Below are 12,825 nucleotides of genomic sequence, written 5' to 3'. Positions count from 1 at the left end.
ATGAACTCCCAGACCCAGAAGCTTTTCGTCGACGATCTCCACAAGCGGTACGGCGACAACGAGGTGCTCAAAGGCGTGTCGCTGAGGGCGAACTCGGGCGACGTGATCAGCGTGATCGGCTCGTCCGGCTCCGGCAAGAGCACGATGCTGCGCTGTATCAACTTCCTCGAGCAGCCGAACGCGGGCCGCATCTTCGTCGACGGCGAGGAAGTGCGCACCGCGCTCGACAAGACGGGCGCACTGCGCGCGGCCGATTCGAAACAGCTGCAGCGCGTGCGCACCAAGCTGTCGATGGTGTTCCAGCACTTCAACCTCTGGTCGCACATGAACGTGATCGAGAACGTGATGGAAGCGCCGGTGAACGTGCTCGGCATCCCGAAGAAGGAAGCCGAGGAGCGTGCGCGCGAGTATCTCGAGAAGGTCGGCCTCGCGCCGCGCGTCGAGAAGCAGTATCCGTCGCATTTGTCGGGCGGCCAGCAGCAGCGCGTGGCGATCGCGCGGGCGCTCGCGATGCATCCGGACGTGATGCTGTTCGACGAGCCGACCTCCGCGCTCGACCCGGAACTGGTGGGCGAAGTGCTGAAGGTGATGCAGAAGCTGGCCGAGGAAGGCCGCACGATGATCGTCGTCACGCACGAGATGGGCTTCGCGCGCAACGTGTCGAACCACGTGATGTTCCTGCACCAGGGCCGCGTCGAGGAACAAGGCGTGCCGGCCGAGGTGTTCGCGAACCCGAAGAGCGACCGCCTGCGCGGCTTCCTGTCGGGCAGCCTCAAGTAACGCCCGTCACGCGCCACGCCCGAGCGGGCGCCCGCGGTTCGCCGCGCGGCGCCCGTTTTGCGTTTACGCGGCGCTCACCGGCGTGCCGTCGGCGAACGCGCGCAGTTCGTCGCCCGCCAGCCGGTAACGCACCCATTCGCTCTGCGGCGCCGCGCCGACGCTTTCGTAGAAGCGAATCGCCGGCTCGTTCCAGTCGAGCACGCTCCATTCGAAACGCCCGCAGCCCGAGTCGACCGCGATCCGCGCGAGCGCCTTCAGCAGCCGCAGCCCCGCGCCGGCGCCGCGAAAACGCGGCGATACGTACAGATCCTCCAGATACAGCCCCTGCCGCGCGAGCCACGTCGAATACGAGAAGAAATACACGGCGAAGCCGGCCGGCTCGCCGTCGATCTCGCACATCAGCGCCCGCGCCGGCGAGCCTTCGCCGAACAGGCTGCGTTCGAGCGATTCGGGCGTCGCGACGACTTCGTGCTCCGCTTTCTCGTAGACGGCCAGTTCGGTGATGAAGCGCAGGATCTGCGGCACGTCGGCGACGGTGGCGGAACGGATATCGATTTGCACGGGTTGAGCCCTCCTCCGGCCCGGGATGTGAAACGGAAAACGGCGCCGCGCAGCCCGCAGCCGCGCTGGCGCCGTTCAAACCGTCATGCTACGTTCATGCGATGCCTGCAGGAAGTGCAGGTTCTTCATCCAGACCTGAACATGATGCATCCCGATCTGCGCCGCCTCGACCTGAACCTGCTGCTCGTGTTCGACGCGCTGTACCGCCACCGGTCGGTCGCAGCGGCCGCGCACGAGCTCGCGTTGAGCCCGTCGGCGTTGAGCCATGCGCTCGCCCGGCTGCGCGACGCGATCGGCGATGCGCTGTTCGTGCGGCTCGGCAACGAGATGCAGCCGACCGTGCGCGCCGACGACATCGCCACGTGGGCCGGCGACGCGCTCGACGCGATGTCGAAGGGGCTCGCCCGCGCGCGCCGCTTCGATCCGGCGCAAAGCGACCGTACGTTCGTGTTCGCCGCGACCGACTACACGGCATTCGCGGTGCTGCCGGCGTTCGTCGCCCGCATCCAGCACGTGGCGCCGCACCTGCGCATCCGCGTCGTCCATTCGGACCGCAAGATTTCCGTCGACGAACTCGCGGCCGGCCGCATCGACTTCGCGCTCGGCTACCACGAGGAATCGGCGGCCGACGCACCGGGCATCGAGGATGTCGACTGGTTCTCCGACGATTACGTCGTGATCGCGAGCGCCACGCATCCGGACATCCGCCGGCGGCTGACGCTCGACCAGTACCTGGCGGCGCGCCACGTGGTCGTCACGCCGTGGAACGAGTCGCGTGGCGTCGTCGACTACGTGCTCGACCGGCTCGGCCTCGCGCGGCACGTCGCCGTGCAGTTGCCGACCGTGCTGGCCGCGCCGTTCGTGATCGCGGAGTCGGCACTCCTGATGACCGCGCCGAACCGCGCCGCGCAGGCGCTGCGGCACGCGGCGCCGATCCGCATCTTCCCCGCGCCGTTCGAAATCCCGCGCTACACGGTGAAGGTCTACTCGCATGCGAAGCATGCGCGCACCGACGCGCATCGCTGGATCCGCGCGCAGTTGCTCGACGCACGGCCGAGCGCGGACTAGCCACAGCGCGTTTCGGCCGGGCGTTTCCGGCGTCGATCCGCGATGGCGACAATCGCCCGAATCATTACGAAATACTTACCCATTTCGCGACTTTCGCGCTTACGCCGGCGCCTTTGCAACGTCAATAGTGGCAATCCTTGAGCCCTATCCGCCGAATCCATGTCTCCCTTGTGGGACAAGGGTTTTCCGGTAATCGAGAACCCTTGGGAGCCCTGTTGCGCACCGTGTTGCATGGCAATTTGGCGACAGCGGTTAGTCAAACAACGATTTCCGTCGCCACAAAATTGTATTTTTGCTAAATTAGTAACCAAAGTAGCAAAACGAAGTTCGTGAAATGTAGTTTAGCTTCACGACACAACAAGGAGACCCCGCAGGCCGACCCGGCTGCGCGGGACCGCTCAACGGTTTTCCGTCTGCTTGCCCGCGTGCCGCGCTTACCGGCCCTGCACGAGGTCTCCCTGGTTATCCCGCTTTTGCCCGGCGCTCGCGCTCCGGGCATCTCGTGCAGTCTGGGTTGACTTTTTGACAGGGTATGGAGGAGATGATGAAGAAAGCTTTGGTCGCGGCGGCGCTGATGGCTGCTGGGGTGGTGACGGCGCACGCGCAGAGCAGCGTCACGCTGTATGGCCGCCTGGATGCAGGTATCGAGTACATGAACGGCCTGCAAAACGGCCACCAAGTGCGCGCGGAAAGCGGCGACTGGGGCACGAGCCTGTGGGGCTTGAAGGGTAGCGAGGACATCGGTGGCGGCAACAAGGTCCTGTTCCACATCGAAGGCGCGTTCAACACGATGACGGGCGGCTTCAGCGGCTCGATCTGGGATCGTTTCGCGACCGTCGGTATCTCGAACGACCGCTACGGTACGCTGCTGCTGGGTCGCGAGCTCGCGATCGCCAACGGCGTGTGGGATTTCGACCCGTTCGGCCAGTCGGCCTGGTCGACGGCCTCGCTGGTGCGCGGCCGCAACTGGAACAAGACCAGCAACAACGTGTCGTACCAGTCGCCGTCGCTCTACGGCCTCGACTTCTACGGCCAGTTCTCGTTCTCGAATTCGACCAGCTTCAACGGCAACACGACGGCCGGCCAACCGGGTCGTGCAATGGGCGGTCAGGTCACCTACACGAACTCGCTGTTCCAGTTGCGCGGCATCTACGACGAAACGCGCGACAGCAACGGCCGCTTCTCGGACGTGTTCAACTACTCGCGCGAATACTTCGCGGGCGTGAACGTGTTCCTCGGCCAGTTCAAGGTTCAGGCGGCCTACCAGGCATCGCGCGCGGACGGCAGCGGCGGCCCGGCAGTGAACGCCGGCGTGACGGGTACGCAACAGGTGTGGGGCGGCGTGACGTGGCAGGCGACGCCGGCAGCGGCGCTGATCGCGGCCGTGTATCACGTGAACGCGAACCACGGCGGCGGCAACGCGAACATCTACACGATCGGCGGTTCGTACAACATCTCGAAGCGCACGCTGTTCGACCTGCAGGCCGCGACGGTACGCAACAGCTCGTCGGCCAACTTCGGCCTGAACGCGAACGGTGCGGGCACCGCCGTGTCGACCGGCAACCCGCATCCGGGCGGCAGCCAGACCGGCGTCTACGCCGGCATCCAGCACCTGTTCTGATCAGGCGCCGTCAAAGAACGATTCGACAACACTTTCCACGCTGCTGCGAGAGGCGCGTATCGGTGCGGTACCCAACCGGGTATCCGCACCGTTTTTTCTTGGGCGGCGGATTCTTGCGACCCGTGGCCCGCTCGGCCGAAGCGGCCGGGAAGTGATTGAACGGCGCGGAAGCGGCGGCGCTCAGACGGCCGCTTCGTTCTCTTCGCCGGTGCGGATGCGGATCACGCGCTCGACGTCCGACACGAAGATCTTGCCGTCGCCGATCTTGCCGGTGCGCGCCGCACCGATCACCGCGTCGATCACCTGATCGACCTGCGCTTCCGCGACGACCACCTCGATCTTCATCTTCGGCAGGAAGTCGACCACGTATTCGGCGCCGCGATACAGCTCGGTGTGGCCCTTCTGACGGCCGAAGCCCTTCACTTCCGTCACGGTCAGGCCCGTGAGACCGACTTCGGCGAGCGCTTCGCGGACTTCGTCCAGCTTGAACGGCTTGATGATGGCGGTGATGCGTTTCATGATGGTTGTCCCTCAATGCTCGTTTCGATGAAAAATCGCGTTCCCGATTGTAAGCCGGCGGGCCGCCTCCGGCCCAGCACCGGTCAATCGAGCCGTTCGGTAAAACGTGATGTGATCGGGTAGCGCCAGTCGCGCCCGAATGCGCGATGCGTGACCCGGATGCCGATCGGTGCCTGGCGGCGCTTGTATTCGTTGATCTTGATGAGCCGCGTCACGCGCTCGACGTCGGCCTGCGCGTAGCCGGCCGCAACGATCTCGGCGAGCGGCCGGTCTTCTTCCATGTACATCCGCATGATCGCGTCGAGCACGTCGTACGGCGGCAGGCTGTCCTGGTCGGTCTGGTTCTCGCGCAGCTCCGCCGACGGCGCGCGCGTCAGGATCCGCTCGGGAATCACGTCGCGCAGCGCGTAATCGGTCGTTTCGTTGCGATAGCGGCAGAGTTGGTACACGAGCGTCTTCGCGATGTCCTTGATCACCGCGAAACCGCCGGCCATGTCGCCGTACAGCGTGCAGTAGCCGACCGCCATCTCGCTCTTGTTGCCGGTCGTCAGCACGATCGAGCCGAACTTGTTCGACAGCGCCATCAGCAGCGTGCCGCGGATGCGCGCCTGGATGTTCTCCTCCGTCGCGTCTTCCGCGCGGCCCGCGAATTCGTCCGCGAGCGCGGTGCGGAATGCATCGAACATCGGCGCGATCGCGATCTCGTCGTAGCGCACGCCGACGCGCCGCGCCATTTCCGCCGCATCGGTGGTCGAGATGTCGGCCGTGAAGCGCGACGGCATCATCACCGCGCGCACGCGCTCCGGCCCGAGCGCATCGCATGCGACGGCCAGCACCAGCGCCGAATCGACGCCGCCCGACAGCCCGATCAGCACGCCGGGAAAGCCGTTCTTGCCGATGTAGTCGCGCACGCCGGTCACCAGCGCGCGGTACACCTGCGCGTGCGTCGACAACTCGGGCGCGATCGCGCCAGGCAGCGGCCGCGCGCCATCGAATTCGACGATCGCATGCCCTTCGTCGAACTGCGGCATCTTCGCGACGAGCGCGCCGTCGCCGTCGAGCACGAACGACCCGCCGTCGAACACGAGTTCGTCCTGGCCGCCGACGAGGTTCACGTAGACCATCGGCAGCCCGGTCTCGCGAATCCGCGCGCGCAGGATGTCGATGCGCACCGCCTCCTTGTTCATGTGATACGGCGAGCCGTTCGGGATCAGCAGCACCTGCGCGCCGGCCGCCTTCGCGATCTGCGCGGCCGACGCATGCCACGCGTCCTCGCAAATGATCACGCCGTATTTCACGCCGTTCAGCTCGAACACGAGCGGCTCGGTATCGGTCGCGAAGTAGCGTTTCTCGTCGAACACCTCGGCGTTCGGCAGATCCTGCTTGCGGTACGTGCCGACGATCTCGCCGCCGACGATCAGCGACGCCGCGTTGAAGGTATCGGTGGGCGGCACGCCGCGCTCGATCGGGCGGTTTGCATTACCATCGACGGCTGACGCGCTGCCCGCCCCCGCACCGCGCAACGGATGGCCGACCAGTACCGCGAGCCCGTCGAACGCCTTCAGTGCGTCGGCGAGCGCGTCGAGCGCGGCGGCCGCCGCCGCGTAGAACGCGGGTCGCAGCAGCAGGTCTTCGGGTGGATAGCCGGACAACGCGAGTTCGGGGGCGACCATCAGTTGCGCACCATCGTTGTGCGCGGCGCGCGCGGCCGCGACGATGCGCGCGACGTTGCCGGCGAAATCGCCGACGGTGACGTTGATCTGGGCGAGAGCGAGTCGGGTCTTCATGGCGGGAGCGGCGCAACCCGGCGGCGCGCCTTGAACGGCTGACGAAATCGATCCGGGCGCGGGCCACGGCGGCCCGCATCCGGCAACATCCAACGGTACGGATTCACGCTTGAAACACGAACGCATCGATTATCGCACGGGCATCCTGTCGTCCCCCGCCGAGGTGCCGGCCGACGAATGGAACGCGCTGCTCGCGGGCGACGCGCAGCCCACGCCGTTCCTGCGCCACGAATTCCTCGACGCGCTGCACGTCGCGCGCTGCGCGGTGGACGACACCGGCTGGTCGCCGCACTTCGTCACGCTGACCGACACGCGCACCGGCTGCCTCGCGGCCGCCGCGCCCGTCTACGCGAAACAGCATTCGTACGGCGAATACGTGTTCGACTGGGCGTGGGCCGACGCGTACCAGCGCAACGACCTGCCCTACTACCCGAAGCTGCTGTGCGCGGTGCCGTTCACGCCGGTGCAGGGCACGCGGCTGCTCGCGGCCGACGACGACGCGCGCCGCCGGCTCGCGGCCACGCTGCTCGCGTTCGCCGAGCAGAGCGACGTGTCGTCGCTGCACGTGCTGTTTCCGACCGGCGACGAAGCGCGCCTGCTCGAATCGGTGGGGATGATGCTGCGCGAAGGCGTGCAGTTTCACTGGCTCAACGACGGCTACCGCCACTTCGACGATTTCCTCGCCACACTCGAGCAGAAGAAGCGCAAGAACATCCGCGCGGAGCGGCGCAAGGTGCACGACGCGGGCGTGACCTTCCGGCGGCTGACCGGCGATCAGATCACCGACGCCGACTGGCGCTTCTTCTCGCGCTGCTATCGGCAAACGTACCGCGAGCACTATTCGAGCCCGTACCTGAACCTAGACTTCTTCCGCACGATCGGCGCGACGATGCCCGAGAACCTGCTGCTCGTGATCGCGGAAGCCGACGGGAAACCGATCGCGAGCGCGCTCGCCGTGTACCGGCGCGGCGAGCACGGCGGCGGCACGCTGTACGGCCGCTACTGGGGCGCGATCGAACACGTGCCCTGCCTGCATTTCGAAACCGCCTACTATCAGTTGCTCGAATTCTGCATCGAGGCCGGACTCGACACGTTCGAAGGCGGCGCGCAGGGCGAGCACAAGCTCGCGCGTGGTTTCCTGCCGACCGTCACGCACTCCGCGCACTGGCTCGCGCATCCGGCGTTTTCCGATGCGGTCGCGCGCTTTCTCGAGCGCGAGACCGAGCATATCCACGCGTACGTCGACGAACTGCGCGAACACGATCCGTTCCGGCGCAACACCGGCTAGCGCCGTCCGGCGCGCCGCGCAGGCGGCGAAGCCACGCAAGGGCCTCGCCGCCTGCCGTCCGGCTACCGCGCGTTCAGTGCGCGGCGAGCGTCACCGTCTGCGACAGCGCCTGCGGATCGCGCGACGACGCGGCCGCCGACAGCCCGTAGCTGCCCGCGCCGATCCGCCATGCGTGCGCGCTCGCATCCCACACGGCGAAGCGCTGCGCCGGCACCGCGACGTTGACCGTGCGCGCCTCGCCCGGCTGCAGCGCGACCTTGGTCCAGCCGACGAGCCGCTTCGGCGGCTCGCCAAGCGACGCGGGCAGCGCCGCGTAGATCTGCACCGTCTGCGTACCGGCGCGCGCACCGGTGTTCGTCACCGTCACGCCGACCGTCACGTTGCCCGCGGCGTCCGCCTGCGCGGACATCGCCGACAACGCATACGTCGTGTACGACAGCCCGTAGCCGAACGGGAACAGCGGCTCGATCGCCTTCGCGTCGAACCAGCGATAGCCGTACGCGAGCCCTTCCGCATAGACGTTTTGCAGGTTCGACGGATCGATCGTCGGCTGCGGCAGGTCGGCCTCCTGCTTCGGGAACGTGAGCGGCAGCCGGCCCGACGGGTTCGCGTCGCCGAACAGCAGGTCGGCGATCGCCTGGCCGCCCTGCGCGCCCGGATACCACGCGTCCAGCACGCCATGCACGTTCGCGAGCCACGGCATCAGCACCGGGCTGCCGTTCTCGAGCACGACGATCACACGCTTGGCCTTCGCGGCGACCGCGGCGATCAGCGCGTTCTGGTCGTATTGCTGGTTGTACGGGTCCGCCTTCGCATCGGGCAACGACAGGCTCGCGAGGTCGAGCCCTTCCGTCTGCCACTGCGTGGCGAACACGATCGCGACATCGGCCTGTGCGGCCGCGTTCGCCGCGGCATTCGCGTCGGTCCCGTCGAGATAGCTGACCGACGCGTTCGGCGCCTTCGCGCGGATCGCCGCGAGCGGCGCGGACTTGTACCAGGTCGCGCACCCGCCGAACAGCATGCCCGCCGGTTGCTGGCAGGACGTCACCGCGTTGCCGTCGATCGCCGGCACCGCGCCCGAGCCGCCGCCCGACAGCACGCCCGCGTCCGCATGCCCGCCGATCACGACGACCGACTTGAGCGTGCCCGCGGCGAGCGGCAGCACCGGCTGCGTGTCGCCCGGCGCGGCCGCGTTCTTCAGCAGCACCGCCGCTTGCCGTGCGATCGCGAGCGCGTCGGCATTGCCGGCGGCCTCGTCGATCGCGCCGCCCGGCTTCGGCGGCGCATCCATCACGCCGATGCGGATCAGCGTGCGCAGCTTGCGCTGCACCATGTCGTTCAGCCGCGCGACCGACACGCTGCCGGCCTGCAGCGCCGCGCGCAGCTTCGCATTGAAGTACGAGCCGAGCGGCGCGTTGCCGTCGTCGGCCGCGCCCGGCTGTTCCTCGTCGAGCCCCGCCTGCACGGCCGCGACCGTCGAATGCGTCGCGCCCCAGTCCGACTGCACGACGCCCTTGAAGCCCCATTCGTTCTTCAGCACGGTCGTCAGCAGATACGGGTTCTCGCACGCATACACGCCGTTCAGCTTGTTGTACGCGCACATCACGTTGCCCGGCTGGCCGTCCTTTACGCCGATCTCGAACGCGAGCAGCTCGGCCTCGCGCATGGTCCGCTCGTCGACGACCGAATCGACCGTCATGCGGTTGGTTTCCTGGTCGTTGAACGCGAAATGCTTGATCGTCGCGATCACCTTCCGCGCCTGCGTGGCCTGCGTGCGCGCGGCGCTCAGCGTGCCCGCGAGCACCGGGTCCTCGCCCATGTATTCGAAGGTGCGGCCGTTGCGCGGCTCGCGCGCGAGGTTCACGCCGCCGCCGAGCCCTTCGGCGAAACCGAGCGCGCGCAGTTCGAGCGCGATGCGCGTGCCGTAGGTGCCCGCGAGCGCCGGGTCCCACGTCGCCGCGAGCGCGACCGGCGCCGGCAGCGCGGTCACGCGCGCATTCTTCACGTTCACGCCGCCCGCCGAATCGGCGCTGCTGACGGCCGGAATACCGAGCCGCGGCACGCCCGGGATGTAGCTCGCGCCGTTCAGCGCGTCGGCCGGAAACGGGCCGCCCAGGCTGAGCGCCGGCATGCCGGTGCCATGCACGAGCTGCAGCTTTTCGTCGGTCGTCAGTTGCGCGACGAGCGCGGCCGCGCGCTGGTCGGCTGCCGCGTCGGGGTCGGTCGGGGCGTGAATGTCGTCGCCGCCGCACGACGCGAGCAGCACCGTGAGCGCGCACGCGGACGCAATCGTCGAACACCGGAACAGCGAAGTTTTCATTGATCCTCCAGAATCGTTCTGTTGTACTTGTGGCCACTCCAAGTCTAAAAATCGACCGGTCACCACGCTTGACCGGCAGGAGCATGCGTTGACCTCTCGCAGCGGGGACAAACCCGAACGGCATGACGACAGGGAGACAGACATGGAGTTGCAGCAGAAATCGGTATCCGTCCGGATCTACCGCTGGCTGTGCGAAGACGCGCGTGCGAACGGCATCGATCCCGCACCGCTTTACGAAACACTCGGCATCGGGCCGGCCGAGCTCGCCGACGACACGCGCCGCATCGCGGGCGATCGGCACGTGGCCGCGCTGCAATTGATGGACGACTGGCCGCTGTCGTGGCACCGCCCGCCGCCGCAGGTCGTGCCGTGGCTCGTGCCGTTTCCCGAACTCGCGGGCATCACGTGCAACGCGGCGACGCTGCGCGACGCGCTGCACGGCTACCTGCACTATCGCGAGCTGATCGGCAACGTCGACTGGGTGTTCGCGCACGAGAACGGCGACGCGATCGCGCTCGAGTACGTGAACGAAGGCGACGGCCGGCACGCGGGCAGCGCGTTCGCGAACCTCGCGATCCTCGCGGCGCTCGCGCGCCTGTACGACCCGCACGTGCGCGTCGACGACGCCGCATTCGCCGGCCGCGCGTTCGCGCCCGTTGCCGCGCTGCGCGACATGCTCGGCGCCCCGGTGTCGTTCGATGCCTCACACAATCGCATCGTGCTGCGCTCCGCGCACTTCGACACGCCGTTCGAGCGCTACAACGCGCCGCTCGCCGGCATCCAGCGGCATGCGGCCGACGCCGCGCGCGAACGCGTGCGCGCTCGCTCGACGTTCGGCTCGTCGGTCGAGCAATGCGTGCGCGACTGGCTGCGCACGTCCGACGACGCCGACGTGCCGACCGATACGCTGATGCAGCACGTCTGCACGCGCTTCGCGATGTCGCGCTGGACGTTGCGCCGGCGCCTGCATCGCGAAGCGGTCGGTTTCCATGCGCTCGTCGCGCAGGCGCGGCTCGGCGAGGCGCGCGACCTGCTGCTCAACACGCAGTTGCCGATCGGCGAGATCGGCGTGCGCGTCGGCTTCCGTTCGACGAGCGCGTTCACGCGCTTCTTCACGCGCGAACTCGGCGCGGCGCCCAGCCGCTTTCGCGACGGGCACGGCGACCGACGGCGTTGATGCACGGTTTTTCTGAGACACTGGCGGCTTCGCATCCCGCCGCCCTGCCATGTCCTGGTTTCTGTATCTGATCGAATGCGCCGACGACAGCGTCTACACGGGCATCACGACCGATGTCGCCGCGCGCTTCGACGAACACGCGTCCGGCAAGGGCGCGCGCTACACGCGCTCGCGCAAGCCGCGCGCGGTGCTCGCGGCGTTTGCGCTGCCCGACCGGTCGAGCGCGTCGCGCGCCGAATACTGGGTGAAGCGGCTCACGCCCGCGAAAAAGCGCGAACTCGCGGCTGGGTTGCGCACGCTTGAATCGGTGCTGCCGGCGGTGGTCACGCTCGACGAGAGCGGCGACACGACCGGGACGAAGGCGACGGCGCGCGGGCGGAAGAAGGTGAAGGCGGAAAATGTCGACGCTGCGGCGGAGACGGCTGCAACGGAACAGGTTGCCGGGAAAAAGGTGAAGGCCGGGAAAGTGGTCGGAGCAGCAACGGCCGCGAAGACGGCGAAGCCTGCGAAGGGCAAACAAGCATCGAAGTCGACGAAGGCGAGTCAAGCCGCACCGGACGCGAAACGTGCAAAACCCGTCGGCGATGCAGCCGCAAAAAAGACCTCGTCGCGTCGCACACCGGTAAAGAAAACCGACCTGCCCGCATCCGCGTCGTCAAAGAGGAAGGCACCGGCCGCCGCCGGCAAACCCGCCGCGAACGCACGCGAAGACGCCGCTTCCGCACCGGCCCGCCGTCGTTCGGCCACGAAAGCCGCCGAAGCGACCGCGCCGTCCGTTGCCGCGCCCCGCGCGAAACGCGCGAAGAACGCACCGGCTACCTCGCTGCCGCCCGTCTCCGCGTCCGCCCGCCGGAAAACCGCGCGCGCAAAACAAAACCGCGCGGCCTCCTGACGAGACACGCGCGGTTCGCGTTCCGTACGAGCCGGCCGTCGGCCGGCACGCCGCTTACTTCTTGTAGTTCGCGGCGCCGTCGGTGATTTCCTTGTGCGCGGCTTCGATGCCGGCCCAGCCTTCGACCTTCACCCACTTGCCCTTCTCGAGGGCCTTGTATTGCTCGAAGAAGTGCTTGATCTGGTCCTTCAGGTACTCGGGCACGTCGTCGATCGTCTTCAGGTTCGCCGTCATCGGGCAGATCTTGTCGTGCGGCACCGCGACCAGCTTCGCGTCGACGCCCGACTCGTCGGTCATCTGCAGCATGCCGAGCACGCGCGAGCGCACGATCGAGCCGGCCAGCAGCGGGAACGGCGTGATCACCAGCACGTCGACCGGATCGCCGTCGCCCGACAGCGTCTGCGGGATGTAGCCGTAGTTCACCGGGTAGCGCATGCCCGTACCGATGAAGCGGTCGACGACGAGGAGGCCCAGTTCCTTGTCCGCCTCGTACTTCACCGGATCGCTTTGCGCGGGAATCTCGATGATCACGTTGAAATCTTGCGGCAGGTCCTTGCCGGCCGGAACATGATTGAAGCTCATGAGCACTCTCTGTAGGTCGATGGGAATTCGGGACAGGGCGCCGCGGCCGATGCACGGCCGCGGGCGTCCCCCAAAAAGGAATGCGCCATTATAGCCAATCGACCGGTGGCGTCCGGATGACGATCGGCGCGATAATCGTTCCGGATGTCGACCGCCGAACCGGCGGCGGCGTGGCACGTCGATCACAATGCATGGGCCCGAGGCGGTGCCAAGGCGCCGACCCGGGTCGA

General features: G+C 67.6%; 11 protein-coding genes. 6 read left to right on the top strand and 5 right to left on the bottom strand.

Going from position 1 to position 12,825, the window contains the following annotated elements:
* A complete protein-coding gene (locus J8I35_RS17875) occupies positions 1-780 on the top strand; it encodes an ABC transporter ATP-binding protein (protein WP_176016068.1) in 780 nt (259 codons plus the stop codon).
* Positions 781-843: 63 nt separating this feature from the next.
* On the opposite strand, the gene J8I35_RS17870 is transcribed toward J8I35_RS17875, so the two are convergent.
* Positions 844-1,341, bottom strand: a complete 498-nt coding sequence (locus J8I35_RS17870) for a GNAT family N-acetyltransferase (RefSeq protein WP_050012019.1) — start codon at positions 1,339-1,341, stop codon at positions 844-846.
* A gap of 141 nt (positions 1,342-1,482) precedes the next feature.
* Here J8I35_RS17870 and J8I35_RS17865 point away from each other — a divergent pair, with 141 nt between their 5' ends.
* Together J8I35_RS17865 and J8I35_RS17860 are read left to right on the top strand one after the other, a co-directional pair.
* The gene (locus tag J8I35_RS17865) at positions 1,483-2,409 is read left to right on the top strand and encodes a LysR family transcriptional regulator (protein WP_209926410.1); all 927 of its coding nucleotides are present in this window, start codon (positions 1,483-1,485) and stop codon (positions 2,407-2,409) included.
* 541 nt (positions 2,410-2,950) lie between these two features.
* Complete coding sequence (locus J8I35_RS17860) at positions 2,951-4,030, top strand: porin (protein ID WP_050012021.1); 1,080 nt, start codon at positions 2,951-2,953, stop codon at positions 4,028-4,030.
* 180 nt (positions 4,031-4,210) lie between these two features.
* Here the strand turns inward: J8I35_RS17860 and J8I35_RS17855 are convergent, their stop codons facing one another.
* Positions 4,211-4,549, bottom strand: coding sequence for a P-II family nitrogen regulator (locus tag J8I35_RS17855; RefSeq protein WP_006398637.1), 339 nt, complete (start codon positions 4,547-4,549; stop codon positions 4,211-4,213).
* A gap of 83 nt (positions 4,550-4,632) precedes the next feature.
* On the bottom strand, positions 4,633-6,336 hold the full coding sequence (locus J8I35_RS17850; RefSeq protein ID WP_089488726.1) for an NAD+ synthase: 1,704 nt from the start codon (positions 6,334-6,336) through the stop codon (positions 4,633-4,635).
* A 109-nt stretch (positions 6,337-6,445) separates the two neighbouring features.
* Between J8I35_RS17850 and J8I35_RS17845 the strand changes: the two genes are divergently transcribed.
* Positions 6,446-7,624 (top strand): GNAT family N-acetyltransferase, encoded by a 1,179-nt coding sequence (locus J8I35_RS17845; RefSeq protein ID WP_209926408.1) that lies wholly within the window; start codon positions 6,446-6,448, stop codon positions 7,622-7,624.
* 73 nt (positions 7,625-7,697) lie between these two features.
* Here J8I35_RS17845 and J8I35_RS17840 read toward each other — a convergent pair whose 3' ends face one another.
* The gene (locus J8I35_RS17840) at positions 7,698-9,944 is read right to left on the bottom strand and encodes a glycoside hydrolase family 3 C-terminal domain-containing protein (protein ID WP_209926406.1); all 2,247 of its coding nucleotides are present in this window, start codon (positions 9,942-9,944) and stop codon (positions 7,698-7,700) included.
* Between the two features lie 142 nt (positions 9,945-10,086).
* Between J8I35_RS17840 and J8I35_RS17835 the strand changes: the two genes are divergently transcribed.
* Both J8I35_RS17835 and J8I35_RS17830 read left to right on the top strand, forming a co-directional pair.
* Entirely contained in the window at positions 10,087-11,121 is a 1,035-nt protein-coding gene (locus tag J8I35_RS17835; RefSeq protein ID WP_050012025.1) for an AraC family transcriptional regulator, read from the top strand.
* Positions 11,122-11,170: 49 nt separating this feature from the next.
* Positions 11,171-12,013, top strand: a complete 843-nt coding sequence (locus J8I35_RS17830) for a GIY-YIG nuclease family protein (RefSeq protein ID WP_209926405.1) — start codon at positions 11,171-11,173, stop codon at positions 12,011-12,013.
* 54 nt (positions 12,014-12,067) lie between these two features.
* Here J8I35_RS17830 and ppa read toward each other — a convergent pair whose 3' ends face one another.
* Entirely contained in the window at positions 12,068-12,595 is a 528-nt protein-coding gene (ppa, locus tag J8I35_RS17825; protein WP_006489643.1) for an inorganic diphosphatase, read from the bottom strand.
* Between the last annotated feature and the right edge of the window lie 230 nt (positions 12,596-12,825).

The sequence above is a fragment of the Burkholderia sp. CpTa8-5 genome, assembly GCF_017815045.1.
In the GTDB taxonomy this organism is placed as follows: domain Bacteria; phylum Pseudomonadota; class Gammaproteobacteria; order Burkholderiales; family Burkholderiaceae; genus Burkholderia; species Burkholderia sola.
The sequence above is the reverse complement of the archived record's forward strand: the minus strand, read 5'-3'. Positions and strand labels throughout refer to the sequence as shown.